The 25,595-nt window shown below is 32.9% G+C and carries 24 protein-coding genes; 15 read left to right on the plus strand and 9 right to left on the minus strand.

The annotated features are described in order from the left end of the window. Nucleotides 1–58: 58 nt before the first annotated feature. Nucleotides 59–544: a thioredoxin family protein gene (locus L3049_RS01445; protein ID WP_275107994.1), complete on the minus strand. Its 486-nt coding sequence runs from the start codon at nt 542–544 to the stop codon at nt 59–61. A 182-nt stretch (nt 545–726) separates the two neighbouring features. Here L3049_RS01445 and bioA point away from each other — a divergent pair, with 182 nt between their 5' ends. The 8 genes from bioA to mtaB all read left to right on the plus strand — a co-directional run bounded on the left by bioA (nt 727) and on the right by mtaB (nt 8,929). After that, complete coding sequence (gene bioA / locus L3049_RS01450) at nt 727–2,016, plus strand: adenosylmethionine--8-amino-7-oxononanoate transaminase (RefSeq protein ID WP_275107995.1); 1,290 nt, start codon at nt 727–729, stop codon at nt 2,014–2,016. 6 nt (nt 2,017–2,022) lie between these two features. Next, nucleotides 2,023–3,144, plus strand: coding sequence for an aminotransferase class I/II-fold pyridoxal phosphate-dependent enzyme (locus L3049_RS01455; RefSeq protein WP_275107996.1), 1,122 nt, complete (start codon nt 2,023–2,025; stop codon nt 3,142–3,144). After that, on the plus strand, nt 3,134–3,826 hold the full coding sequence (locus L3049_RS01460) for a DUF452 family protein (RefSeq protein WP_275107997.1): 693 nt from the start codon (nt 3,134–3,136) through the stop codon (nt 3,824–3,826). Before L3049_RS01455 ends, L3049_RS01460 begins: the two co-directional genes overlap by 11 nt. Beyond that, on the plus strand, nt 3,807–4,574 hold the full coding sequence (gene bioC / locus L3049_RS01465; RefSeq protein WP_275107998.1) for a malonyl-ACP O-methyltransferase BioC: 768 nt from the start codon (nt 3,807–3,809) through the stop codon (nt 4,572–4,574). Before L3049_RS01460 ends, bioC begins: the two co-directional genes overlap by 20 nt. Nucleotides 4,575–4,576: 2 nt before the next feature. Further along, nucleotides 4,577–5,257 carry a dethiobiotin synthase gene (gene bioD / locus L3049_RS01470; protein WP_275107999.1) on the plus strand — a complete coding sequence of 227 codons (681 nt, stop codon included), beginning with the start codon at nt 4,577–4,579 and terminating at the stop codon, nt 5,255–5,257. A gap of 397 nt (nt 5,258–5,654) precedes the next feature. Continuing rightward, nucleotides 5,655–6,299, plus strand: a complete 645-nt coding sequence (locus L3049_RS01475; protein ID WP_275108000.1) for a ferredoxin--NADP reductase — start codon at nt 5,655–5,657, stop codon at nt 6,297–6,299. A gap of 12 nt (nt 6,300–6,311) precedes the next feature. Then, complete coding sequence (gene miaB / locus L3049_RS01480; RefSeq protein WP_275108001.1) at nt 6,312–7,655, plus strand: tRNA (N6-isopentenyl adenosine(37)-C2)-methylthiotransferase MiaB; 1,344 nt, start codon at nt 6,312–6,314, stop codon at nt 7,653–7,655. Then, a complete protein-coding gene (gene mtaB / locus L3049_RS01485; protein WP_275108002.1) occupies nt 7,652–8,929 on the plus strand; it encodes a tRNA (N(6)-L-threonylcarbamoyladenosine(37)-C(2))-methylthiotransferase MtaB in 1,278 nt (425 codons plus the stop codon). Before miaB ends, mtaB begins: the two co-directional genes overlap by 4 nt. 39 nt (nt 8,930–8,968) lie before the next feature. Here the strand turns inward: mtaB and L3049_RS01490 are convergent, their stop codons facing one another. Continuing rightward, nucleotides 8,969–9,826 (minus strand): universal stress protein, encoded by an 858-nt coding sequence (locus tag L3049_RS01490; protein WP_275108003.1) that lies wholly within the window; start codon nt 9,824–9,826, stop codon nt 8,969–8,971. 494 nt (nt 9,827–10,320) lie between these two features. On the opposite strand from L3049_RS01490, the gene rpsF reads away from it, so the two are divergent. Genes rpsF through rplI form a run of 3 tightly spaced genes read left to right on the plus strand, consistent with a single transcriptional unit; the run spans nt 10,321 to nt 11,411 of the window. Next, nucleotides 10,321–10,671 (plus strand): 30S ribosomal protein S6, encoded by a 351-nt coding sequence (rpsF, locus tag L3049_RS01495; protein ID WP_275108004.1) that lies wholly within the window; start codon nt 10,321–10,323, stop codon nt 10,669–10,671. A gap of 2 nt (nt 10,672–10,673) precedes the next feature. Next, a complete protein-coding gene (gene rpsR, locus L3049_RS01500) occupies nt 10,674–10,943 on the plus strand; it encodes a 30S ribosomal protein S18 (protein WP_129254426.1) in 270 nt (89 codons plus the stop codon). Nucleotides 10,944–10,967: 24 nt separating this feature from the next. Then, complete coding sequence (gene rplI / locus L3049_RS01505; RefSeq protein WP_275108005.1) at nt 10,968–11,411, plus strand: 50S ribosomal protein L9; 444 nt, start codon at nt 10,968–10,970, stop codon at nt 11,409–11,411. Nucleotides 11,412–11,507: 96 nt separating this feature from the next. Here the strand turns inward: rplI and L3049_RS01510 are convergent, their stop codons facing one another. Next, nucleotides 11,508–12,011 carry a CAP domain-containing protein gene (locus L3049_RS01510; protein WP_275108006.1) on the minus strand — a complete coding sequence of 168 codons (504 nt, stop codon included), beginning with the start codon at nt 12,009–12,011 and terminating at the stop codon, nt 11,508–11,510. Between the two features lie 214 nt (nt 12,012–12,225). On the opposite strand from L3049_RS01510, the gene L3049_RS01515 reads away from it, so the two are divergent. Both L3049_RS01515 and L3049_RS01520 read left to right on the plus strand, forming a co-directional pair. Continuing rightward, the gene (locus L3049_RS01515) at nt 12,226–12,930 is read left to right on the plus strand and encodes a TapB family protein (protein ID WP_275108007.1); all 705 of its coding nucleotides are present in this window, start codon (nt 12,226–12,228) and stop codon (nt 12,928–12,930) included. A 71-nt stretch (nt 12,931–13,001) separates the two neighbouring features. Continuing rightward, nucleotides 13,002–14,297, plus strand: a complete 1,296-nt coding sequence (locus tag L3049_RS01520; RefSeq protein ID WP_275108008.1) for a cobyrinic acid a,c-diamide synthase CobB — start codon at nt 13,002–13,004, stop codon at nt 14,295–14,297. Here the strand turns inward: L3049_RS01520 and L3049_RS01525 are convergent, their stop codons facing one another. From L3049_RS01525 to L3049_RS01535, 3 genes are read right to left on the minus strand one after another with little or no spacing between them, the layout of a single operon-like run. Further along, nucleotides 14,298–15,167, minus strand: a complete 870-nt coding sequence (locus tag L3049_RS01525; protein ID WP_275108009.1) for a fructosamine kinase family protein — start codon at nt 15,165–15,167, stop codon at nt 14,298–14,300. It lies immediately after the preceding gene. After that, entirely contained in the window at nt 15,164–15,634 is a 471-nt protein-coding gene (locus L3049_RS01530) for a low molecular weight protein-tyrosine-phosphatase (protein ID WP_275108010.1), read from the minus strand. Before L3049_RS01530 ends, L3049_RS01525 begins: the two co-directional genes overlap by 4 nt. Nucleotides 15,635–15,673: 39 nt before the next feature. Further along, nucleotides 15,674–15,883 (minus strand): zinc ribbon domain-containing protein, encoded by a 210-nt coding sequence (locus L3049_RS01535; protein WP_275108011.1) that lies wholly within the window; start codon nt 15,881–15,883, stop codon nt 15,674–15,676. Nucleotides 15,884–16,323: 440 nt separating this feature from the next. Between L3049_RS01535 and epsC the strand changes: the two genes are divergently transcribed. Both epsC and cysK read left to right on the plus strand, forming a co-directional pair. Beyond that, nucleotides 16,324–17,163, plus strand: coding sequence for a serine O-acetyltransferase EpsC (gene epsC / locus L3049_RS01540; RefSeq protein ID WP_275108012.1), 840 nt, complete (start codon nt 16,324–16,326; stop codon nt 17,161–17,163). An 8-nt stretch (nt 17,164–17,171) separates the two neighbouring features. Further along, the gene (gene cysK, locus L3049_RS01545; protein ID WP_275108013.1) at nt 17,172–18,038 is read left to right on the plus strand and encodes a cysteine synthase A; all 867 of its coding nucleotides are present in this window, start codon (nt 17,172–17,174) and stop codon (nt 18,036–18,038) included. A 146-nt stretch (nt 18,039–18,184) separates the two neighbouring features. Here cysK and L3049_RS01550 read toward each other — a convergent pair whose 3' ends face one another. From L3049_RS01550 to L3049_RS01560, 3 genes are read right to left on the minus strand one after another with little or no spacing between them, the layout of a single operon-like run. Continuing rightward, nucleotides 18,185–21,397 (minus strand): ligand-binding sensor domain-containing protein, encoded by a 3,213-nt coding sequence (locus tag L3049_RS01550; RefSeq protein ID WP_275108014.1) that lies wholly within the window; start codon nt 21,395–21,397, stop codon nt 18,185–18,187. 40 nt (nt 21,398–21,437) lie between these two features. After that, a complete protein-coding gene (locus L3049_RS01555; RefSeq protein WP_275108015.1) occupies nt 21,438–24,572 on the minus strand; it encodes a sensor histidine kinase in 3,135 nt (1,044 codons plus the stop codon). Between the two features lie 13 nt (nt 24,573–24,585). Then, complete coding sequence (locus L3049_RS01560; protein WP_275108016.1) at nt 24,586–25,584, minus strand: hypothetical protein; 999 nt, start codon at nt 25,582–25,584, stop codon at nt 24,586–24,588. Nucleotides 25,585–25,595 lie beyond the last annotated feature (11 nt).

Consider the following 25,595-nt stretch of genomic DNA (forward strand, 5'->3'; position numbering starts at 1 on the left):
CTTTATTCAAATAAAAACGGAGTTCTTAGTCTAAAATTCAACTTTTTACCTTTATTATTTATTTGTAATGATCAGGATTTAAGGCATCAGGGCGCCAATTGTAAAGGAATGATTTCACTTTTTTGAAATCATATGCTTTTGATTCCTCCAGATTTCCCGTGTTTTGCGTATGAATTCTTTCTCCATCTCCATTTAAAATAACCATTACTGGAAAACCAAAGCGTTGAGGATAATCAAGTTCGGCGAGCGCATCTAAATTTTTATTTTCCTTACTGTAATTAACCTCCAGAAATATATAGTTATCTTTTAATAAGGTATTTATTTCTGGATTTGAATTAAGGTATTTATGCAATTTAATGCACCATGGACACCAATTCCCTCCTACTTGTAGCATTACATGTTTTCCTTCCTGCTTCGCCTGAAGTAATGCTTTTGCAATATCATTTTTTGCATTAGCCGAAGGATTATAAATTTTTTGCGCCAATGTATTGACGCTAAAAGCAAGTATAAAACTCACTAAAATGGCAATTTGCTTTGTTTTCATGTTCTTGTTTCTAAGTTTGCAGCAATTTATATTAAATTGCAATAAAAACAAGAGGTACAGCTATTTTTAACGAATTGGTAACAATCCGTTTTGTGTTATATATGTTGTAAAAATACCCCGTAATTGGCTTCTTTCAACGGATTAATCCTAGTTTTACCAAGAATTAATTTGAAATTTGACTTATGTCGGAACAATTTAAGCCAAGCGATCTTCTTTTTGATAAAGAACACATTTGGCATCCATATACATCTATGCACGATCCTCTTCCTGTATTTCCTGTAAAATCAGCGAATGGTGTTAGATTAAAACTTGATAATGATACCGAAATTATTGATGGTATGTCTTCGTGGTGGTGTGCTGTACATGGATATAATCATCCTGTATTGAATAAAGCCATTCAGGATCAGTTGCAGAATATGTCGCACGTAATGTTTGGTGGCATAACACATCAACCAGCAATTGATTTAGCCAAATTGTTAATCGACTTAAGTCCAAAAAATATGGAAAAAGTCTTTTTTAGTGATTCTGGATCTGTTTCTGTTGAAGTAGCAATGAAAATGGCACTTCAATATTGGTTTACAACAGGAGAAAAGAAAAAGAATAAATTCTTAAGCATCCGTTCTGGATATCATGGAGACACATTTAATGCCATGTCGGTTTGTGATCCTGTAACTGGAATGCATGAGATATTTAAAGGTGTTTTACCTGTAAATTATTTTGCAGATTCACCAAAAGGCGGCTTTCATGAGGCTTGGAACTCTTCAGATTTTGAATCGATGCAAAATATGCTTGAAAAGCACCATGAAGAACTGGCTGCAGTTATCTTAGAGCCTATTGTTCAGGGTGCTGGAGGAATGAAATTCTATCACCCTCAATACCTACTCGAACTGCGAAGGGCTTGTGATGAGTATAAGGTTCTGCTTATTCTCGACGAAATCGCGACTGGTTTTGGTAGAACAGGCAAATTTTTCGCTTGTGAACATGCAAACATTAATCCTGATATAATGTGTGTTGGAAAAGCAATTACAGGAGGCTACCTTAGCTTTGCGGCAACACTTGCTTCAAAGAAAATTGCTGATGGTATTTCAGAAGGTAGTCCTGGTTGTTTTATGCATGGACCTACTTTTATGGGAAATCCTTTAGCATGTTCTGTTGGTGTGGCAAGTTTAAACTTATTGTTAGATTCAGGATGGAAAGAAAAAGTAAATGCAATTGAAAAACAGTTAATTACTCATCTTTCTAAGGCAAAAGAATTAAAACAGGTCAAGGATGTTAGAATTCTTGGTGCTATTGGAGTTATCGAAATGAATGAGCCAGTAAAAATGGCCTCGATTCAGAGACAATTTGTAGATCATGGAGTTTGGGTTAGACCTTTCGGTAAATTGGTTTACATTATGCCTCCGTTTGTAATTTCAGAAAAGGATTTGACCGAACTTTGCGAAGCTTTGGTTAAAGTCGTATCATTGCAATAAATGAAAATGGATCAAAAATTAAGCAAATATAGTAACGAATTAGGCGTACTGAAGAATTCAGGTAATCTTCGCTCTTTGAAGAGGATTTCTTCGAGTGATTATCATGTGAATTTATCTTCAAATGATTATTTAGGTATCAGCAAAAAGAATATTCCGAGACCAAAAGGAAATGCATTTGGCTCTGGTTCTTCTCGACTACTTACTGGTAATTTTGTTGAATATGAGTGGCTTGAATCTGAATTAGAAAAATTATATGGTCGCCCTTCCCTATTTTTCAATTCGGGTTATCATGCCAATATTGGAATTTTACCTGCTTTAACAGAAAAGGATGATTTAATTTTATCAGATAAGCTTAATCATGCAAGTATTATAGATGGAATGCGATTGTGCAGTGCTGAATGTATGCGTTTTAGACATGCTGATTATCAACATCTAACTCAGATTCTTGAAAAAAAACGCAAAGACTACAATCGTGTTTTTATTGTTAGTGAATCTGTATTTAGTATGGATGGTGACCTTGCAGATCTTGAAAAACTGATTGAAATTAAAAAACAGTTTGATTGTTTTTTATACATTGATGAAGCTCATGCACTTGGTGTTAGAGGAGATAAAGGTCTTGGCTTATCTGAAGAGAAAAATTGTCTCGATGAAATCGATTTGCTAGTTGGAACTTTTGGTAAAGCTATGAACTCTATTGGTGCATATGTCGTTTGCCATGAAGTACTTAAAGATTATTTGATCAATAAAATGCGCTCTCTTATTTTCACAACATCTTTACCTCCTATTGTCGTGAATTGGAATCATATCATGTTAAGGACCATCGTGAAAATGCGAATGGAACGAGAACATTTACAAGGCATATCAACTCAATTAAGAAATGCATTAAAAGAGTTGAATATACAAACAATGGGAAGTTCAAATATTATTCCTGTTCTTGTTGGAGACAGTCAAAAATGCGTTAATTTAGCTGAATATTTGCAAAAAAAAGGTTTTTTAACATTTCCAATTAGACCACCTGCAGTTCCTGTAAATTCTGCTAGGTTAAGGATATCTGTGTGTGCGGATATGGATTGGGATGAGTTAAAAGATTTACCAAATTTGATAAAAACCTATTGTGATGAAAATTGAATGGTTACATAAATCAACTAAAGATAAGTGTATCGTATTTATGAATGGTTGGGGATGTGATGCTAATCCATTTCAGTCCATGCAATCAAACGATTATGATGTTTTGATGTGTTATGACTATAGAGATATTCTATTGCCGAAAGAAATTGAAAGACTTTTTGAGAATTATCAGGAAGTACATTTAATTTCATGGTCACTAGGTGTTTTCGTTGGAAACTTAGTCTATAATCAGTGGAAAGAGCTTTTTACTAGCACAATAGCTATTAATGGTAGTTTACATCCAATAGATAATTTAAAAGGTATTCCTCCAGCGATATTTCAGGGAACTATTGATGGATTGAACGAAAAAAGCATAGAGAAATTTTGGCTTCGCATGTGTGGAGGGAAAGATAATTTTGACCTCTTTAAAAACCGAATGCCAAAACGAAATATTGATGAGCAAAAAGAAGAACTAATTATATTACAGGAGGTTATCCAAAATCATTTCATTGAATGGAATGTATACCAAACAGTTATTTTGGGAAATAAAGATTTAATATTTCCATTTGAAAATTTAATGAATAGTTGGGGTGAGCATAAGAACCTTATACAAAAAGATGGTATGCCACACTTTTGTTTTTACGAATGGGATTCGTGGGATGATTTAATGAGAGAGAGTAAAGGTGAAACATCAGCAAATTAATAAAGATCAGGTTCAAAAAGGTTTTGTGAAGAGTATCGAAACCTACCGAAAACACGCTATTGTTCAGGAGGCTATTGCATCCAGATTAATAAATGAGCTGTCGCATCAACCTGCAGTTAAATTTTCGAAAGTACTTGAAATTGGCTGTGGCCCAGCAGTTTTAACTGAGAAATATTTTCAACATTTTAATGCTGAAACTTATTATGCGAATGATATTGTTGAAGAATATGCTTCAATTTTAAATGATATTAGTCCGAATATCAATTTTCTACCTGGTGATATTGAGTCATTGCAATTACCAAAGGCTGTAGATTTAGTTATCTCCAGCTCTACATTTCAATGGTTCAATAATTTAGATGAATTTCTAGGCAAAATCCATAATATCCTGAATCCGAATGGATATTTGGTGTTCAGCACCTTTGGTCCAGATAATTATAGAGAAATTAGAGAGGTTAATGGTAAAGGCTTAAATTATTTGTCCTTTGGAAAGCATGAAAAATTGTTATCCGATAAGTTTGATATTCTTTGGAGCGATCGCGAGAATATTACTAGATATTTTGCTACCCCGCTTGGAGTTCTTAGTCATATGAAACAAACAGGTGTAAATGGAATACCTGGTAAAGCATGGACAAAAAGCGATTTAAGAAAATTTGAAGAAGATTATCAGGATTTATTTGGTATGGATTTGGGTGTTCCACTCACCTATCAACCATTATATTTTATTGCTAAACCAAAAAAGTTGAAATAAAAATGCCAACATATTTTATTGCGGGAATCGATACCGATACAGGAAAAACATTTGCTACCGGATTGATGGCTAAATATTTATTAGAACTAGAAAAATCAGTAATTACCCAAAAATTTGCACAAACAGGTTGCAAAGGAATATCAGAAGACATTCTAATGCACCGTGAAATAATGGGAATTGAAATTCAAGAAGTTGATAAAAAGGGAATTACTTGTCCATATGTATTTGATTATCCAGCTTCTCCACATTTGGCTGCACAAATGCAAAATCAAGTAATTGAAGTGGAAAAAATAAATAAATCCACTAAAATACTTGAAAGTCAATATGATTATTTATTGCTAGAAGGAGTTGGTGGAATGCATGTGCCGATTACCATGGATTATTCTCTTCTTGATTTTTTAGAGGAAAAAAAATATCCTACCATTTTAATTACATCTTCAAAATTGGGAAGTATTAATCATACCCTTCTCAGTCTTGAAGTGGCGAAGCAGAGAAATATTCCAATCAAAGGATTAATTTATAATCGCTATCCTGCTAACAGTAAATTTATCTTAGAAGATTCAATTAAGGTGTTTAGATCGTATTTGGATAAATATGGATTTGATTGTCCAATAATTGAAATTCCTGAATTTTCGAAAAATGAAAATCCAAATGTTAATTTTGGAGAACTGTTTTTTGCTTAATTCCAGAATGTGATCAAACTCACAAAATTGAATTTCAAACTTTAAGCGATATACGTAAAGTATTGCCTACCATAGCACAGACACAAATAAAATATTAAATTCTCAAGCATTTAATTATCCTTAAAATACAGCTTAATTACCGCATAATCATGCATTAAGCTTATGATATTTAAGGTTAAGATCTGTTTTAATCTAGAGAAAATAGACTGTTTTTCGATGAAAAAACACATTTCTCTATCATTTTTTATAAAAAGGTGGCTTAAGCAGCATATCCTCTTGTTTATTCGGATGTTTTTGTCTTTTTTTGTATTCGCTTATTTGTAATCATTCCACATAGGAAATCATCATGATTATTTCAGTTTGATAGTGGAAGCGTAAACAGAATTTAAAATAAAGAATGAGATCACATAAAGTCATTGAAGTACGAAACCTAACTTCTTCTACTTACATTATAAAAATGGAGAAAAAAGATTTCACATTTAAAACAGGACAATATATAACACTGGGGTTTAGTGGTAGCATTGATCGTAGAGAATACTCAATATACAGTTCTGAAAATAGTAATTTTTTAGAGGTGCTAATTAAAGAAGTGGACAAAGGTTTGGTTTCAAAAAAACTTAGACGATGTAAAGTTGGAGATTACCTTGATGTTGATGGGCCATTTGGTCATTTTTCTCTTGAGGAATCCGAAATTAAAAATAAGAAATTCATGTTTATAAGCACAGGTACAGGTATTTCTCCTATCCATAGCTTTATACACACACATCCGGAAATGGATTACACCCTTCTACATGGGATTCGCCACAAAGAGGAAGCTTACGAAAAGGAATCTTACGACTCAAATCGATATGTTTTATGTACTTCAGGTGAAAATACTGGGGATTTTAACGGTCGCGTAACAGAATATCTTCTGAAAAACCCTGTCTCACCTGATACAATCTGTTATCTTTGCGGCAATTGTCATATGATTTACGAGGCCTATGATATTCTTGAAAAACAAGGTATCAAACTAGGTCCTATCCATACCGAAGTTTATTTTTAAGAGATATAAAAAATGAAATATCATCTTATATCATTAGGTTGTCAAATGAACGCTTCTGACGGAGAGCGCGTTAGAACCGTGATTGAACAAATGGGTTACACCTATACTGAAGACGAAACAGAAGCTAATTTAATTGGGATTTTGGCCTGTTCAGTGCGTCAGAATGCTATTGATAAGGTTTATTCTAAAATATCAAAATGGAATAAATGGAAGAACCGTTCCAACCTAATCACCTTTGTTTCTGGCTGTGTACTACCTTCTGATCACGAGAAATTTCTAAAGCTTTTCGATATTATCTTTCAGATGAAAGATTTACCAAACTTGCCTGAGATGATCCATCAGTATGGAATTACGACAGCTAATGGTGTACAGAAAGGTTTTGACGCTCAAAACGATAATATTTCGGAATTTTGGAATGTAAAACCTGATCATACTTCCGATTTTGAAGCTTTTGTGCCAATACAGAATGGTTGCGATAAATTTTGCTCATTCTGTGCTGTACCCTATACCAGAGGTCGTGAAGTTTCTCGTCCTTCAGTTGAGATTGTCAATGAAGTTAGGTCATTGGTTGAAAGAGGATATAAATCAATTACCTTATTAGGTCAAAACGTGAATTCCTATGGTTTAGATAAAAAAGGAGATGAGATTGATTTTCCAGAATTATTAAGGCAAATTGGAAATTTAGGAGATGATTTGAAAACCGAATTTTGGCTTTATTTTACTTCGCCTCACCCTCGTGATATGACCGATGAAGTGATTGAAGTTATTGCGCAATACAAGTGTCTGGCTAAGCAAATTCACTTGCCATTACAATCTGGCGACGATAAGCTTTTAATTGCCATGAACCGTAAGCATGGACTTGAAAAATACCGTCAATCCGTTTCGACCATTAAACGCTTAATTCCTGAAGCAACCCTGTTTACCGATATTATTGTTGGCTTTACAGGTGAGACCAATGAGCAGTTCGAAAATACTCGAAAAGCGATGGAGGAATTTAAGTACAATATGGCTTATATAGCGATGTACTCTCCTCGCCCTGGTGCTTTAAGCCACAGGTGGTTTGATGATGTTAGTTTGGATATAAAGAAAAGCAGGCATCATATTTTAACCGAAGATCTGAAAATTCATTCGAAGAATTACAATTCTACAATGCTTGATAAGGTATTTAAGGTACTTGTTAAGGGAACGGCTAAGCATGATGGATATTTAGCTGGATTAACAGAAGGACGTATAAATGTTCGGTTCTTATCTACAGATGAAAGCCTTATTGGTCAGTTTGTTGACGTGAAGATTACTTCAGCTGCTAATTTTTCAGTTGAAGGAGAAATGATAACTATTAAAGAAGGTGTAGTGTGAAAAAAGTTGCGTTTAAGACCTTAGGTTGTAGACTAAATCAATATGAAACTGATGCATTAGCATCTCAATTTCAAACAAAAGGCTATCATCTTGTCCCCTTTGACGAGTCGGCAGATGTGTATGTTATAAATTCTTGTACCGTAACTCATCAGAGCGATCACAAGTCAAGAAATTTTATTAATCAAGCCAATAAACGTAACGCAGATTCAGTTCTTGTGGTAACTGGATGCATGGCAAACAATGCAAAAGAGGAACTAGAGAATCGTGAGGAAATCAACTATGTAGTTGAAAATGATCAGAAAACTTCGGTTTATTCTCTTGTGGAAGCTCATTTCGAAGGTGAAATTATTCATCCATCCAAATTAAATGCGGACCTCTTCTCCTATGGCTCTACAGAGAAAGGATTTCATACGAGAAGTATGATAAAAATTCAAGATGGCTGCGATAATTTTTGCACTTTTTGTATTATTCCTTCTGTTAGAGGTAGAGCAACAAGTAGACCAGTTGAAGATATTTTATCGAATATTAAAGAGGTGATTGCACAAGGGGCCAAAGAAATTGTGATTACTGGTGTTAACATTGGTCGATATGATTTTGAAGACTATAAGTTTGATGATTTAATTGAAAAAATATTGAATTTAGATGGTGATTTCCGGCTTCGAATATCATCAATTGAACCAGATGGTTTTGGCGATAAATTTTTAGGTTTATTAAGTCATCCTAAAATGACACCACACCTGCATTTGTGTTTGCAAAGTGGATCTGAATCGGTTCTACTACAAATGAGAAGAATGTACACGGCAAAAAGATTTAAGGAAATCGTTGATAAAGTAAGAGGTTACAGACCAGATTTTAATATCACAACGGATATTATTATTGGGTTTCCAAATGAAAGTGATGATGATTTTAGTGCTACATGTTCTGCAATAAAAGAAATGAATTTTGGACATGTTCATACCTTCAAATATTCAATTAGAAAAGGTACAAGAGCAGAGAGAATGCCTGATCAAATCGATGAAAGAATTAAAACAAAAAGAAGTGAAATTCTTCGTAATTTATCCGAAGCAACAAAGTTAGAATACAGAAAAAGCTTTGTCGGAAAAGAGCAAACTGTTTTAGTTGAAAAGTGTAATGACGAGATTGGTAAGGGATATGGAGAACATTATATTCCAGTTGAATTTACGGGGAAAAATATTCGAAAGAATACTTTTTACAAGGTGAAAATCACCAGTTTAGAAGATGGAAATGAACCCGTTTTAAAAGGGGAATTATAGCATAAAAAAAAAGACGCATTTTCATGCGTCTTTTTTATTTTAATGAAATACCAGAATTGGAATGTGCGTTTTAATAAATAGTTTTCTTGACATTTGACCGAAAAACAAACGTTCAAGTAAATTGTGTTTTCGGGCTAGAATAGCAACCATTCCAATATCATTATCCTGTATGTATTGTTCAATTCCTTTCATCTTTTCTTCCATATGCTTGATCTCACAATGCACATCAGACTCACCTAAAGTTCTTTGTAAGTATTTTTTCAACAACTCCATTTGATGTTTTTCAATTGGATCATCTTCAGAAAGATCTTCAAAATGAACACAATGAATTTTCATATTGTATGGTTTGGTAATGTACTTTAAATTGGCAATTGCTTTAAAATCTGCTTTATCAAAGTCTGTTGCATACATGATATTATTAATATCCTCCAAATCGATATTTTCTCCCTGGTCAGATAAAATTAGCATAGGAACTTCCGCTTCTTCAATAACATTTGAAACAACACTACCCAACAAGTTTGTTGTACCTGCAGTTTCACCACGGCTTCCCATGATCACTAAATCCGGTTTATATGTTGTGCACATATTTAATATTTCGGATGATGCAGTGCCACCACTAAGTGCATAATCAACTTCTATCCCTTCTATTTTTTCAAGTTCTAATTTATTCCGAATATCATAGTAAAGCTCTTTAATTCTTGCTTTTGCATTCTTTTCCACTTCCGATAGAACTTCAACAACTGTTGCATTGTATGTATAACTATCCGAGAATGGCACGGTTTCTATTGCTGATGCGAAATAGGTATGGAAAAGTAATATATCTGCATTAAACTTCTTTGCAATTCCCATCGCATACTCACATATTCGTGGCGAAAAATCAGAGAAATCAACTGGCACTAAGATTCTGTTTACTTCTATTTTTTGTTGAGGAAATGCTTTCTCGAATTCTTCTTGTGCATAGCTTAAATCTAATTCTTCTATAATTTGTAAGGCTGCTTGTAAATCTTCCTCTTTAATTCTTAACTTTACTCCGCCTCCAACTGCAGATTGAATTAAATTTAAATTTTTCAGAAAACATTGTATACCTTCTGATTCTAATCAGCTTTTAAGCAACTGTGCTCTGGAGTAGCTATAGGTTGCTAATGTTATCATCCTGTCCTTCATAGCTCTGAGTTTGGTTCATCTTTATTTATAAGATACAAAAAAAAGTTATAGCTAACAAGGTAGAATTTGATTCAAACCTGTCTATTATTGTGAAGACTCAAATTCACAAATGCAAAGCAGAATACAATTAACCCCTAGTATTCTTGAAATATTAAAAAAAGATTGATTACTTTTGCGGCTTAGTAAAACTATTAGTAACTAGTTTATTAATTAAACAATTTTAAATTATGTTGAATCATTACGAGACCGTTTTCATTGTAACTCCCGTTTTATCTGAAGCTCAGGTAAAGGAAGCGGCAGAAAAATTCAAGGCTCTTATCATCGAGAATGGTGGTAAGATCACTAATGAGGAGAATTGGGGACTGCGCAAATTGGCTTATCCTATTCAAAAGAAAAGCACTGGTTTTTACCAATTGCTTCAATTTGAAGCTCCAGGCGATACTATCGAGAAATTGGAACTTAACTACAGACGTGACGAGAAAATCATCCGTTTCTTAACTTTCAAACTTGATAAATACGCATACGAGTATTCAATTAAAAGAAAAGGAAACCTTAAAGCATCTAAAGAGGAGAAATAGTCATGGCACAAAATCAATCAGAAATCAGATATTTGACTCCACCAACTGTAGAGATCAAAAAGAAAAAGTATTGTCGTTTCAAGAAGAACAAGATTAAATTCATCGATTATAAAGATCCTGAGTTTTTGAAAAAGTTCTTAAACGAACAAGGAAAGATTTTACCACGTCGTATCACTGGTACTTCTTTAAAATATCAAAGAAAGGTAGCTACTGCAGTTAAGCGTGCTCGTCACCTAGCTCTTCTACCTTACGTAACTGACATGATGAAATAATCTTTTAAAGAAGGAGGAAACGAAATGGAAGTAATCTTAAAACAAGATATCCATACTTTAGGGTATAAAAACGATATCGTAACTGTTAAGAACGGTTACGGAAGAAATTACTTGATTCCTACTGGTGCTGCTATTCTAGCGACTGAGTCTGCTAAGAAAATGCACGCTGAAAATATGAGACAAAGTGCTCATAAGCAGGAAAAAATCAAGAACGAAGCTCTTGAGCTTGCTAAGAAACTTGAAGCTGTTACAATTACTTTAGGTGCTAAAACTAGTACTACAGGTAAGATTTTCGGTTCTGTAAACAACATTCAAATTGCTGAAGCATTAACTGCACAAGGATTTGAGATTGACAGAAAAGTTATCGCAATCAAAGATGCTGTTAAAGAAATCGGTAAATACACTGCTACAGTAAAACTTCATAAAGAAGTGAAAGTAGATATCGCTTTCGAAGTTGTTTCAGAATAATCTGAGTACAGCTCAATTAATTTAAGTTAAGACACAACTTAAATCTTTTCAAACAAACATATAAAAGCCACCCTGATTAACGCTTGGGGTGGTTTTTTATTTCTTAGGCTTTCCAAAATCCTGAGTCCAATAATTCCCAACTCTCCCCACTCCCATTTCTGTATATTTCGGATTCATTATATTGGCACAATGTCCTTGACTATTTAGCCAGCCATTTATTACACTTTCTTCACTCGAATAACCATTGGCAATATTTTCACCTATTGACAAATAAAGATAATCTTCCTGCTCAATTCTATCTGAAAAACTATTACCATTAAGAGAAGTATGACTAAAGTAGTTTTGATCAAACATGTCTTGACTGTGCTTTAATGCTGCTCTTTCAAGTTTCTCATTCCATAATAACGGATCTACTGAAGGATAATAAGTAGAACCACAGCTTGTCCCTGAAGCCCTTATTTCATTTACTAGTTTTAAGATTTCCTGTAGCTCTACTTTGTTCTCGTCAATTGTAGATGGAAGATCTTCTTCACTTTTACTGCAGGCGGTAAAGCTGTTTGATAGTATTAGTAAACTTACTGCAAAAAATAATCTATTCATTTGAATAATTTAAAGATGATTAGAAATGCAGGTTGAGTATATTTTTGGTTGTTTGCGAAAGATAAAAATATTCTATCTTTCTTGATAGCACTAACTCTTATTTATATTGATTTTTAAATTTCTAACGAAATATGTAAAATATTGTTTCCAACTTAAAGGATTATATGTAATTTTAAGTACTGAAAACGACTATATAAGCCATTAACAGCTGTCTATGAGAATATTCTACACTATACTTATATTATTATCCATTTCATTTTCTTCTTTTGCACAAAGAGATAATACCTATCTTCCGTCCAAGAGGAATTTTAAGATAAAATACGTTTCGTATGATGCGAAGGATAGAAGAGAATACACCGAGGTTTGGCAGTTGGTAGGTAAGTCTAAACAAAATAGACTTATTCAGTACAATATAGAATCTGAAATCACCACAAGAAAACAAAATACATTTTACCAATATTTTAGGTTGGTTAGTAAGGATTCTGTGTTTTACGTTGGGTCAGAACGCTATTTAAATCCAATAGAACTAGATTCTTACCAACGAATGGTAATAAAAATTTCTTCGGATAGTGTAGCAATACCAATAAAGCCAAAAATAGGTCAGATGTTACCAGAAGCAACTTGCGAAGCTAGTATTTTGAGAGGAACAGGATCAGTACTTATGTCGATGAATGTTCTTTTGGTTAATCGCAAAGTAGATGCTATCGAAAACATTAGCACTCCTGCTGGCACTTTTAATTGCTATAAAATATCAACTGACAAAATTACATATAGTGGAATAAAGAAAAAGAAAACCAAGGTATATGAATGGTATTCTATAAATGTAGGCCTAGTAAGAATGGAAGAATATCATTCGAAAGGCAAACTTATTTCGTACAAAGTTATTGAATCACTTGCTCAAGATTTCTTTCTCCCTTAAACAATTTATTACTTCTATATTCATCGTGATTTGTCTGTATCAATACAGATAAGTTATAAGTTTTCATTGAAATGAATCAAAAACCTCAATTTTTAATAGCCGCTCCATCGAGTGGATCTGGTAAGACAACTATCACACAGGGGCTGTTACGTTATCTTAAAAATAAAGGTATGCATGTGCAGCCATTTAAATGTGGTCCTGATTATTTGGATACAAAACATCATGCTTGGGCTGCAGGCAACGTATCAATTAATTTGGACACGTTTATGAGCAGTTCAGAGCACGTTTCAAATATTTACAACAAATATAGCACGGATAGTGAAGCGTCTGTTGTGGAGGGCGTAATGGGCTTATTTGATGGCGCGAAGAAAATGGAAGGAAGTTCTGCACAAATTGCAGAATTACTTGATATTCCAATAATATTAGTCGTGAATGCTAAGGCAACTGCCTATTCTGTTGCACCATTACTTTATGGATTTAAAAATTTCTATCCTGGAATTAAAATTGCGGGAGTAATTTTCAATTTTGTTAATAGTGAATCTCATTATCAATTTTTAAAAGATGCTTGCGAAGATGTTGGCGTAACACCTTTAGGTTATGTTCCTAGAAATGAAGGAGTAAACTTACCATCAAGACATCTAGGATTGCAAATCACAGACGCTACACAATACGATTCTATTATAGAAAAAATAGCATCGCACATTTCTAAAACTGTAGATATTGAAAAATTGTTAGAAATATGCTCTACTCCATTTCAAAAACAATTACAAACTACCCCTAAAACAAAAGGCAATCTGAAAATAACGGTGGCTAAAGATGAAGCTTTTAATTTCACTTACCATGAAAATTTATCTGCCCTAAACCAGCTTGGAGAAGTGAGCTACTTTTCTCCTTTGCAGGATGAAGAATTACCAGAAACTGATTTTTTATACTTAGCTGGCGGTTATCCTGAACTCTATCTGAAACAATTAAGTGCTAATGTTAAAATGCGAGAGGCGATAAGTACTTATTGCGAAAATGGAGGCAAAGTATTAGCTGAATGTGGAGGAATGATGTATTTATGTGATGAAATTATTGATTCAAAGGGTGGTTCGTATCCAATGCTTGGAATTTTAAAACAAAAAGCAAGCATGGAGAATATGAAATTAAAACTGGGCTATCGCAAAGTCATTGTAGATAATCAAGAGTATTTTGGGCATGAATTTCATTACTCAAACCTAATGGAAGCTGAGAATGAATTTTCTATTGGTGAGATTTATTCTGCAAGAAATAAAAAAATGGACACAATTTTATTTAGAAAGAACAATGTTGTTGCCTCTTATGTGCACTTTTATTGGGGCGAGCGAAATATTATGGATTTATTTTAGCTAATGAAGATAGGACCATACCAATCTAACAGCTTGTCCATAATAACTGTTGCCAAATAAATTAAGATGGTTTAGTACGTGATATAACAAATATATATTTTCACGATAATCAAATCCTTGGGGCAAGGGATTCTCTTTTTGATAAGCACGATAAAATTCATCTGGAAAACCACCAAACAATTTAGTCATTGCTAAATCGGCTTCTCGATGCCCATAATATACTGCAGGATCCATAATACATGGATTAGATTGTTGGTCACATAAAAAATTTCCACTCCATAAATCACCATGCAATAAGCTCGGTTTTTCCTCGCTTCCTTCTAATATTTCTTCAATACGACTTTCCAGAATTAGAAATCCATTTTTTAATTCATTTCCAACCAGACCATTACTCTCTGCAAGTTCATATTGATATAATAGCCTTTTGTTATAATAAAAATCACACCAATTGGTTGCCTCTGTTTTTATGGCAATATTAGTTTGAGGAGTCGCACCTATGAAATTATTCTCCTTAAAGCCAAATTTACTAGAGGTTTTCCTATGCAGGTTTGCCATTTGAAAACCAAAACGACTGAAAAAATCCTTGTCTTTGCGCCCTTCTTCTATAAACTCAAGAAGTAATAAATCTGAGTCTACCAATAATACCTTAGGGGCTCTAATGCATTCAGTTTTATGAATTTCCTTTAAGCCATTTGCCTCCTTAAAGAACATTGTATCATCATAAGGATTTGTTTTTAAAAAGGCATATTTTCCATCCTCAAATCGTATTTGATTTGAAGTTGCAATACTCCCACCAGAAATTGATTTAAAGCCAGTAATTTTTTGGCCAATCAAATCTTCAATTTTGGAAAAAACGCCTTCTATCCTCATGTTAATTCTTTAAGTAGACCTTCACAAGCATCTTCTAAGATATCTAAAACTAGTTCAAATCCATTTGCTCCTCCATAATATGGATCTGGTACTGAATTGTAATTGACAAAGCGAGAGCAATAGGCTGTCATAGATTTAATCTTATTTAAATCATCTGAGTTTCGTGCAAAAGATTTAAGATCGCTTACATTTTGTTCATCCATCCCAAAAATCAAATCAAATTCATCAAAATCATTTTTTGGATTAAATTGTCTTGCGATACTCGTTAAATTATAATCTCTTTTTATAGCATGTCGTTGCATTCGACTATCTGCAGGGTGACCAGCATGCCAACCACCCGTTCCTGCCGAATCACATTCAAATTCGGTATCTAATTGGTTTATTCTAAGGTAAGCATTCATTACAGCTTCTGCACTTGGAGAGCGACAAATGTTACCTAAACAAACAAATAGCAATTTCTTTTTCATGAGTGAATAAATTATATCGTTAAATATCTATTCATTTTATTAGTTTGTAAAGAAATCAAATATATTTCCAAGCTGACTACTACTTGCTTTATAAATTTCAGTATATGAACATCTTGTGCAACTAACTGTGGTAAATTTTTTATTCTGAATATCAAATATCTTTGAAAAAACACCACCTGTTGCTCTAAATTCATCCGCTTCATAATTTTGATTTCCACACTTCGGGCATTTATATCCAGATTGATTCATAATTATTGTTTTAGATTACTTTATATAATAAAAATAACAAATTAGATTTATTGCTGCCATTTTTCAGAAAGAATTAAATAACATTTTTTTAACAGAAATAATAAGACCCATAACTCCTAATTAGATTTTTTTTTTTAGATTTGTGGTAAGAAACTTCTAAATGGTAAGAACATTCACATATAAAAATACAACTAATCAGATTCGATTCTCATCGGATATGCTACATGTATGTGATCAAAAGTCTCCTACCTCTATTTATTCCCAAAAATCTATTGCGATAAACTTTAACAACAATCAAATTTGTTGTTGCTGTTCTATGCCTTGCTGTTGTTGTTAGTAAATCTATCATCTCCACAGTATAATTAGCGTTTGCCTTTGTTAATATTTTGAATAGATCAAGTATTAACAATATTTAATCCTGTATAAAATTTTATTTAGCAATGACTTACTTAACTAAAGTTATGGAAGAATTACAAACTTCCAGAAAAAATTCTGAACTCGATATGCCAGGAAGAGATTTAGCACATCGGTTTGTAGAAGAAGCTATGAATACCCTTTTCCCAATTAATGCAAGAAGATCAAAAAGTAGTTGTGAGCAAGAAGCTCTTCTATATCAGTTAGATTCTCTATTAAAATTATTACTTCTTCCAGTGAAAAGTGAGTTAGACGCACCATTGGAAAAAGTTACGCATGATTTTATGAAAAGTTTACCTGTTGTATATCGTGCTTTACTAAAGGATGCGGAGGCCATACAAAAATTTGATCCAGCAGCCCAAAATATTGGAGAGGTAATTATAGCCTACCCAGGCTTTTTTGCAATTATGGTTTACCGATTAAGCAATGTCCTTTACCACTTAAACGTCCCTATTATTCCACGTTTAATGAGTGAATATTCACATACCAAAACGGGTATTGATATCCATCCTGGTGCTACGATTGGGGAATCATTCTTTATTGATCATGGAACCGGGGTTGTTATTGGGGAATCTGCCATTATTAAAAATAATGTTAAGATATACCAAGGTGTTACTCTCGGTGCCTTGCAAGTCAAAAAGAGCCTGGCTAAAAAGAAAAGACATCCAACTGTTGAGGACAATGTAATTATTTATTCAAACACGACCATTTTAGGTGGTGAAACTGTGATTGGAAGAAATAGCATTATTGGTGGTAATGTTTGGCTGACTTCGAGTGTAGAGTCGAATAGTATCGTATATCACAAACATGAGACCAAGGTTAGAACTAATCTTGACGAAAGTAAAATTATTAATTTTCAAATATAAATTGCCGTATGAAATTAAGTAATATATTAGAAGGAATTGGAAATACTCCAGTTGTAAAATTGAATAAATTATTTGGAGAAAATTCAAATGTCTGGATGAAATTGGAAAGATCTAATCCGGGTGGAAGCATAAAAGATCGTATCGCTCTATCAATGGTTGAAACAGCTGAAAAGGATGGCTTACTAAATCCTAATTCAATAATTATTGAACCAACATCTGGTAATACAGGAGTAGGACTAGCAATGGTTGCAGCTGTAAAAGGCTATAAACTTATTCTTGTAATGCCGGAATCTATGTCAATAGAACGAAGAAAATTGATGTCAGCTTATGGTTCTGAATTTGTCTTAACTCCTCGTGAATTAGGAATGAAAGGTGCTATAAATAAAGCTGAAGAACTTATTCAAGCTACTCCTAATAGTTGGATGCCATCACAATTTGACAACGAAGCAAATGTAGATGCACACAGACAAACTACCGCTCAAGAAATTATTGCAGATTTTCCTGATGGCATTGACTATCTTGTTACTGGAGTTGGAACAGGTGGACATATTACAGGAGTTGGAGAAATACTAAAAGTAAAATTCCCAAACCTAAAAATATTTGCTGTAGAACCTGAAGCTTCTCCTGTCATTAGTGGTGGTGCCCCAGGTCCTCACCCTCTACAAGGAATTGGAGCTGGCTTTATACCAGAAAACCTAAATACCGAACTTCTTGATGGAGCTATCTCTGTTGGTAAAGATGAAGCCTTTTTAAAGGTAAAGGAATTGGCACATAAAGAAGGAATACTAGCTGGTATTTCGACTGGAGCATCACTAGCTGCTGTAGCTAAAAAAATAGCTGAATTGGATAAAAATGCTACCATTCTTAACTTTTAATTACGACACAGGAGAACGTTATCTTTCAACTGAAGGTTTATTCTAAAATAGAATATATAAAAGGCCATCAAATTGATGGCCTTTTATTTTGAATAAATTATAATTTTAAGAATCAAACTCACAAGATTAAATGCAATAACAAAAGATTAAATTCGAATTCCCATAATTGTAATATCATCTATTTGTTCTGTGCCATTCATCCATTTTTTCATTGTGTTTTCCAAAATGGTTTTTTGCACCATCATTGGCTTTTCGTGGATTTCTAACAACATATTTTTAAATTTTTTGGAAGTGAATTTTCGATCATTTTCACCACCAAATTGATCAGGATAACCATCTGTATACAAATAAAGCATATCACCTGTAAGCATTTCTATTTTATGATTCGTAAAATCAACAAGCTTATGATGATATATTCCGATTGGCATTCGATCAGCTTTTACCGTAATTAATTTATTGTCCCGAACTATAATTAACGGATTAAATGCACCGGAAAAACTCATCTCATTTTTTTCGTGATCCAACACAACTAAGGAAATATCCATTCCATCACTCGTTGTTTTATCCTTATGGCTTTGTCGAAGAGATACGATTACATTTTCCCTTAATTGATTCAAAATAACATTTGCCGTTAATTCCTTTTTATGATTTACAATTTCATTTAACAGTGTTACGCCAAGCATACTCATAAAAGCACCTGGAACACCATGTCCAGTGCAATCGGCAAGTGCAACTACCGTTTTCCCATCTACCTTTGTAAACCAATAAAAATCTCCACTAACTATCGCTTTTGGTTTGTTAATAATAAATGTTTCATCCAATATAGATTCTAAGTATTTCGTTGGTGGAACGATTGCTGCTTGTATCTTACTTGCGTATTTAATACTATCCGTTATGTCTTTATTTGCTATTGTAATTAAATCACGTTGTTTTTCAATTTCTTCCTTTTGTTTTACAACCTCAATGGTTCTTTCGTTTACTTTTTCTTCCAATACCCGGTTCTCTCGTCTTAGCTTCTTCTCTCTTTGTTTAATGTAGATAATAATTAAGACGATTGATAGGAAAGATAAAGCAAGATAAAACCAAGCTTGTTTCCAAAATGGCGTTTTTACATAAATTTGTAAATTTAGTGGTTGTTCATTTGTTAAACCATCACTATTAGATGCTTCTAGACGAAAATTAAAATGTCCATCATTAACACCATGATAAGTTACCTCACTATTCGTAGTAAAGTCACTCCAATTGTCATCATAACCATCTAAGATATGTCTATATTTTACAAGTGAAGGGTCCTTAAAATGGATACCAACATACTCTATTTTGATCTTATATCTACCTGGTTTTAGAACTATTTTCTTTTCAAAATTTATTGGTTCATCATTTACTCTAACCGACTTAATTTTTAATAAAGGTGGAGTTAATACAGCCTTTTCAATTGTTGGATTGAAGCTAAATACCCCATGATTCAATCCAAACCATAAATTATCTTTGCCATCAACAAAACCTGCATTAACTTGAAATTCATCACTCTTATTAATCCCTACATTATCTTGTAAAGGCTTTATACTTAAATCATTTATATTTAATCTACTTAAACCTCCTCTATGTGTAATCCACATTCTATCCTTGTGATCAAATGTCAAAGAATAACAATAATCGGATAAAAGACCATCAACATTGGTGATATTTAATAAACTGTTATCTTGATACAAGAATACTCCACTTCCTAATGTGCCAACCCAAATATTCCCATTAGAATCTTCTTCAATGGAGCGAACTTTATCGGACGATAAATTAAATTTTAAAATTTTATCATTGGAGAGATAAGCAATTGAACTACTTAAGGTTGCGAACCACACTCTATTTTTAGAATCTATTAAAATATGATTGACACAATTGTGTGGTAATCCACCCTTGCTAATTGTATACCATTTTAACTCATTTGTTTTAGAGTTGATACAACATGCGCCTTTTTTTGTTGCAATCCATGTGAATTTAGTATTCCCGGTAATAGAATTGATCGAATTTTCTAAAATCCCATTATCAATGAATTGTCTTGTTAACTTGTCTGTTTCGATATTTAATCGATAAACTCCATTTTTCTCAGTCCCAATCCACAAATCATTTTTATCTTTTTTATAAAGTGCAGTAATTTTATCGAATGGTAATCCTTTATAGCTATCGTAATATTGAACAGATTCTTTATCGACAATACTCTGTCGCAACAGACCTTTTTCAGTACCCAACCATTTGTAATTGGAATCTACATATAAAGCTGAAACTAATGTACCATACCGATCATTATCCGGCACAAAAAATGTATATGCTGGATCAATCAATCGGGATAAGCCTTTTCCGTAAACACTAAGCCAAATATTTCCTTCCGAATCTTCAAAGGCAAGCTTAACATTATCACTTTGCAAGCCATTAGACTCATTATAGGTTTTGTAAATATAGTAGCCAGTAGTATCCAATTTAACCACATGCACTCCTTCACCGAATGTGGATATCCAAAGGTTAGCATATTGATCTTCAAACACGCTCTGAACACCTTCAAAATCTACCCCTCTATTTTCTCCAATTAAATGAGTTGAAAATATTCCATTTGTTATGGTCAAATAATAAATAGAACTGGTTCCACTTAAAACAAAATACCCTTCTTTTGTACGTGCCTTTTCAATACTTTTCACGCGGTTAGATACGATTCCAGGAATATTTCGTATGACCTTTAGTTCGTCCTTTTCATTGTATCTACAGTATTTTAAGCCATCAACAGTTCCAATTAACAATTCATTATCCCCAATAAATTCAAATGAGAATACTGGAAATGATTCCTGTTCAAATTTTAGAGGTAAAGCATTATTTTCCTGATCAATTCTTACTAAACCATCAGTTTGATTAGAGAACCAAATATTTCCATTAGATGCTTGTCCTATATCAGTTATTGTGCTTTTAGTATTTAATCCAGGGACTATTTTATAAAAACCATCGCTATTTTTAAAGCTTAAATTACCATTGTTATGACCAAACCAATCCCCTTTTTCTGTATTTAAAGTACAAGTTATAAAATCGCCTCCTAAGGAATCTGAAGAATTGTAATTGGTAAATTGAAGTCCATCAAAACTAGCCAATCCGTTTGCTGTTCCAACCCAAAGGTACCCATCGGGATTTTGACTAATCGTATAGATATATGCTTGAGGAAGACCCTGATCAACACCGTAGTTAACAAATCTGTTTTCTTGAGCCACAAGTAAATTTATGGTGCTGATAAAAACAATCAGCATCACGAACATTGCCCTAATTATCTGTTCATTAGGCAATGTCTTTGTATATTTTATATCCTTAAGTTGACTATGCATTATTAACTAAAAAATCTAAATGTAAAAACAAAAATATCGACTATTTACTCTTAATTGGTAAGGTGAAATAAAAATAGGATCCAACTCCTTGTAATGATTCGACTCCGATTTCTCCACCGAGCAAATGAACCATACTTTTAGAGATTGCCAGACCTAATCCTGCACCTCTGTATAATTTATTCCATCCATTTCGATATTCCTTTCTAAATCGTTCGAAAATCACCTCTATTTGGTCTGCATTTATTCCTATTCCGGTATCTCTAACAAAAAACTTTATTTTATCTGGAGATGTCATTTCATAACCAAATTCAATGGTCCCTTTTTCCGTAAACTTTATCGCATTACCAATTAAATTGGATAATATTTGTTTAAGTCTTAAAGGATCTGATTGAATTGTAATATTGGTCGCATTAGAAACACATACCAATTCAAGATCTTCAGATTTAAGGTCAATTAACTTCTTATTATGAACATCGTTTAACTCTGATAAGATTTTATCAACCTCGCAATCTTGAATCTTTAACTTTAATTGCCCCGCTTCTATACTTGAAATATCCATTATATCATCTATTAAAGACAATAAATCATTGGTGTTTGATTTTAGAATAGACATGTATCTACCCTTTGAGCTTGGATTTACATTTGGTTCCTGAAGCATGGTTGAAAATCCAACAATCGCATTCAATGGCGTTCTTATTTCATGGGACATATTTGATAAAAAAGCTGTTTTTAATCGATCTGACTCTTCTGCTTTTTCTTTAGCAACTATTAATTCTTGCTCAGTACGTTTTCTTTCTTTAATAACCTCTTCCTTAGCAATAACCTCTCTTGTTTTATCATCAAGATTCTGAATTAAATTTCTTTGAATTCTTTTCAAATTCTTTTCTCTCAATACTATAAACAAATAGATAGCAAATATTAAGCAAATTAATGCTACGATTTGAAACCATGTTTTCTGCCAAAGTGGATACCTAATTTTAATTTTAAATTGCAATGGTTCTTTCGATTCTATTCCATTAGCAGTAAGTGCCTTTAAATTAAAAACATAATCTCCTGAACCTAACTGTTTATACTCCGCTTTTCTTTGATTTTCAAACCTTGACCAATCATGATCATACCCCTCAAGTTTATACTTGTATTTAATTAATTCAGGTTCGTTTAAACTAATTCCTTTAAATCCTAATTCAATTTTATAATGGCCAGATGGAAGTACTAATTTTTTCTCTGAAGAATATTCTTCTCCATTAATTCTTATTGATCCAATTTTTAAAGTTGGAGATACTAATTGTTGTACTTCTTTTGAAATATCATATTGGTAAATTCCTTTATTGGATCCGAACCACAAAATATTTTCATTAGAAACGGTGGAATTTCTATTAAATTCTACAGATTGGTGTATTCCCGCATTTTTCTGTATCGTTTTAATGTGATAATCAGAAACTCTAATTTGGCTAATCCCTCCCCGATGAGTAACCCAAATATTATCTTTATCGATGTTAAGGGAATAACAATAATCTGATAATAAACCATGTTGAAAGTTAACATTCAGGGTTGAATCCTGATTAATTACATATACTCCACTTCCTTGAGTGCCAATCCAAATAGCTCCATTATTATCCTCTATAATAGAAGAAATATTTAATAGATTACTCCCACTCGACAAATTTAAATTTGTTAAAATACTATTTTCGATATAGGATAAGGTATTACTTAAGGTCCCGACCCAGATTTTATTATCTTTATCCTTAAATAGATGATTTACTGAATTGTGAGGCAATCCTTCTTCTCTTAAGGTATACCATTTTTTATCTTCAGTATCAGGATTAAAACGACAAACACCTTTCTGTGTTCCAATCCAAACATGCTCGTGGTCGGATACAATAGAACTAATGGATTTTTCTAAATTACCCAAGCGAAGAAATTGCGACTGTATTTTTCCTGTTCGATAATTCAAGCGATAAACACCAGATTTTTCAGTCCCAATCCAAAGTTCGGTATTATTTCTATCACAAAGAGCTGTAATTTTATCGTTTGGTAATTTTCCATTAATATCATAAGAAGCTAAAACCTTGTTAGTGACTAAGTCACATTTTAATAATTCCTTACTAGTTCCAATCCATTTAAAGTTTTGATTTATACATATGGAATAAATATCATTACTGTAATATTTAGAGTTAAAATTGATAAAAGAGTTAGATGAAGGAACTAAACGACTAAGGCCACCGCCATATTTACCCACCCAAATATTTCCTTCACGATCTTCAAATACTGCTTTGATAGCGTCTGTTTGAAGTCCATTATCTTCTCCGTAATTCTTAATTGATTGAAGTGAACCATTTTCCGATAGGCTTAACTTAAATAAACCACTTGCCAAGCAAGATACCCATAAGTTGTCATTAGAGTCTTCAAATATATTTTGAGCGCGAGAACAATTGGTACTCTTTGTCAGTAACTCTATATTGTGCCCTTCGTTGTCTAATTCCAAACTAAATACACCTTCATCTTCGGTTAAAATATAATAGACATTTAACTTTGACGATTTAATAATATCCACAATTTTATTTTCACCAAGCTCGGTGAAATTGTATTTTTCTTCTACTTGTTCATTTTTATTTAACTCACATAATTTTAAACCTTCAGAAGTGCCTACTAGCATTTGTTCTTTAGAGGTAAAAATAAAGGTGTAAATGGGTTGGTGAAACAAAGATTTAAAAGCTTTTGATGATTTCATTTTAAGATTTAATTTCTTAAAACCATCATTTTGATTAGCAAACCAAACGTTACCATTAAAATCTTGTTGGATATCTACAACGCTACCAATACCTTTTTTAGCATTTTGAATGGGTTTAAAAATTCCGTTTTCATAATAACTCAAGTTACCATTGAAGTGGCCAAACCACAATCCTTCTTCGGTTTTTAAACCACAAGTGATGAAATTACCACCTAAAGAATCTTGTTCTGTAAAATTTTTAAAGTTATACCCATCAAATCGGGACAAACCATTACCCGTTCCTATCCATAAATTCCCCTCCTTATCTTGAGTGAAATTATAGACATATGCTTGTGCTAATCCATCATCAACACTATAATTTATAAATCGACTTTTCTGTGCAAAAATTAATGCTGGAAATAAGAGAAGCATCAAGAATATACACCATGTCTTATTTAGTTTCATAGTAAGTTCTTCATTAATTTTTTCTCTTTTTACCTATTGGTCTCATTTTAATTTTTGGAGTATAAACAGGAACGCCACCAATAGGAATAACAAAGAATGGTAGTGCTTTACCATATTGGTTTCTAACTGATATTACTACATTATTATTTTTAACCAAACTTGATCTTTTCTTAATAAACTGAAGCTCCAACGATGTGTTTTTTTCTCTTTCAATTATTGGAAATTCATTTCTAATCCATTGATTTTCACTGGACAAGTCACACAGCGCTCCGTTTTTAGCAATGGAGTTAATTCGAATATAACCATCATTGTCCCAATCAAAATTTGTTACTTCAACAGAAATGGTTTGATCATCAACGAAAGGATATATTTGAGAAATGTCATTCATATCATTTGATAAACGAAAAGCATATTCGTAAGTAAATATATTACCCCCTTCAACTTCTTTATTCTCTTTAGAATTTGTGCTCAGAAAAAACCTGTATAAATTACCATCGTCACCAGATTTACCCGTAACAATCACTTTAAAAACACGACCTCCAAACTTCTCGACCATCTCACCTTCAAAAGGATTAAATGGTCCAAAAGTATACCAGCCATCATCATATTTTGCATCATTTTTAAAATTCATTGATGCTAGTAGGTTTCCACTATTGTAATTCCCCTCTGGTTGGACTTCTTGTGCATCTTTATTGGACCAACATTCGAAACCTCCATATACAGAAAAATTAACTGTTGTATTATAATCCATCTTTTGTTCATCATGAGCTCCTCCGATTTCAGGATCGAATACGCGAATGTAAACAGGTTCCATTTGATTTTCAGGAATTAGGAAAAAGAAAACTTGTGAAAAATCATCATCTCCCCATGAGGTTTCAGCTTCTGATCCAAAGGTTACTAAGTAAGGAATATTTTCCTCCTCGGCAGGCGCAGACTGTCCATTTGTTAATTTTGGAATCACAAATCCTAATAGTAATAGACAATAAAAAGAGGTTAATTTTATAGGTGACATATCTAATTTTA

This window comes from Labilibaculum sp. DW002, assembly GCF_029029525.1.
Lineage (GTDB): Bacteria > Bacteroidota > Bacteroidia > Bacteroidales > Marinifilaceae > Paralabilibaculum > Paralabilibaculum antarcticum.

Excerpts from the sequence above, each read along its gene's own strand:
- L3049_RS01445 (WP_275107994.1), bottom strand. The coding sequence starts at position 544 with ATGAAAACAAAGCAAATTGCCATTTTAGTGAGTTTTATACTTGCTTTT.
- bioA (WP_275107995.1), top strand. The coding sequence starts at position 727 with ATGTCGGAACAATTTAAGCCAAGCGATCTTCTTTTTGATAAAGAACAC.
- L3049_RS01455 (WP_275107996.1), top strand. The coding sequence starts at position 2,023 with ATGGATCAAAAATTAAGCAAATATAGTAACGAATTAGGCGTACTGAAG.
- L3049_RS01460 (WP_275107997.1), top strand. The coding sequence starts at position 3,134 with ATGAAAATTGAATGGTTACATAAATCAACTAAAGATAAGTGTATCGTA.
- bioD (WP_275107999.1), top strand. The coding sequence starts at position 4,577 with ATGCCAACATATTTTATTGCGGGAATCGATACCGATACAGGAAAAACA.
- L3049_RS01475 (WP_275108000.1), top strand. The coding sequence starts at position 5,655 with ATGAGATCACATAAAGTCATTGAAGTACGAAACCTAACTTCTTCTACT.
- miaB (WP_275108001.1), top strand. The coding sequence starts at position 6,312 with ATGAAATATCATCTTATATCATTAGGTTGTCAAATGAACGCTTCTGAC.
- rpsF (WP_275108004.1), top strand. The coding sequence starts at position 10,321 with ATGTTGAATCATTACGAGACCGTTTTCATTGTAACTCCCGTTTTATCT.
- rpsR (WP_129254426.1), top strand. The coding sequence starts at position 10,674 with ATGGCACAAAATCAATCAGAAATCAGATATTTGACTCCACCAACTGTA.
- rplI (WP_275108005.1), top strand. The coding sequence starts at position 10,968 with ATGGAAGTAATCTTAAAACAAGATATCCATACTTTAGGGTATAAAAAC.
- L3049_RS01510 (WP_275108006.1), bottom strand. The coding sequence starts at position 12,011 with ATGAATAGATTATTTTTTGCAGTAAGTTTACTAATACTATCAAACAGC.
- L3049_RS01515 (WP_275108007.1), top strand. The coding sequence starts at position 12,226 with ATGAGAATATTCTACACTATACTTATATTATTATCCATTTCATTTTCT.
- L3049_RS01520 (WP_275108008.1), top strand. The coding sequence starts at position 13,002 with ATGAATCAAAAACCTCAATTTTTAATAGCCGCTCCATCGAGTGGATCT.
- L3049_RS01525 (WP_275108009.1), bottom strand. The coding sequence starts at position 15,167 with ATGAGGATAGAAGGCGTTTTTTCCAAAATTGAAGATTTGATTGGCCAA.
- L3049_RS01530 (WP_275108010.1), bottom strand. The coding sequence starts at position 15,634 with ATGAAAAAGAAATTGCTATTTGTTTGTTTAGGTAACATTTGTCGCTCT.
- L3049_RS01535 (WP_275108011.1), bottom strand. The coding sequence starts at position 15,883 with ATGAATCAATCTGGATATAAATGCCCGAAGTGTGGAAATCAAAATTAT.
- epsC (WP_275108012.1), top strand. The coding sequence starts at position 16,324 with ATGACTTACTTAACTAAAGTTATGGAAGAATTACAAACTTCCAGAAAA.
- cysK (WP_275108013.1), top strand. The coding sequence starts at position 17,172 with ATGAAATTAAGTAATATATTAGAAGGAATTGGAAATACTCCAGTTGTA.
- L3049_RS01550 (WP_275108014.1), bottom strand. The coding sequence starts at position 21,397 with ATGCATAGTCAACTTAAGGATATAAAATATACAAAGACATTGCCTAAT.
- L3049_RS01555 (WP_275108015.1), bottom strand. The coding sequence starts at position 24,572 with ATGAAACTAAATAAGACATGGTGTATATTCTTGATGCTTCTCTTATTT.
- L3049_RS01560 (WP_275108016.1), bottom strand. The coding sequence starts at position 25,584 with ATGTCACCTATAAAATTAACCTCTTTTTATTGTCTATTACTATTAGGA.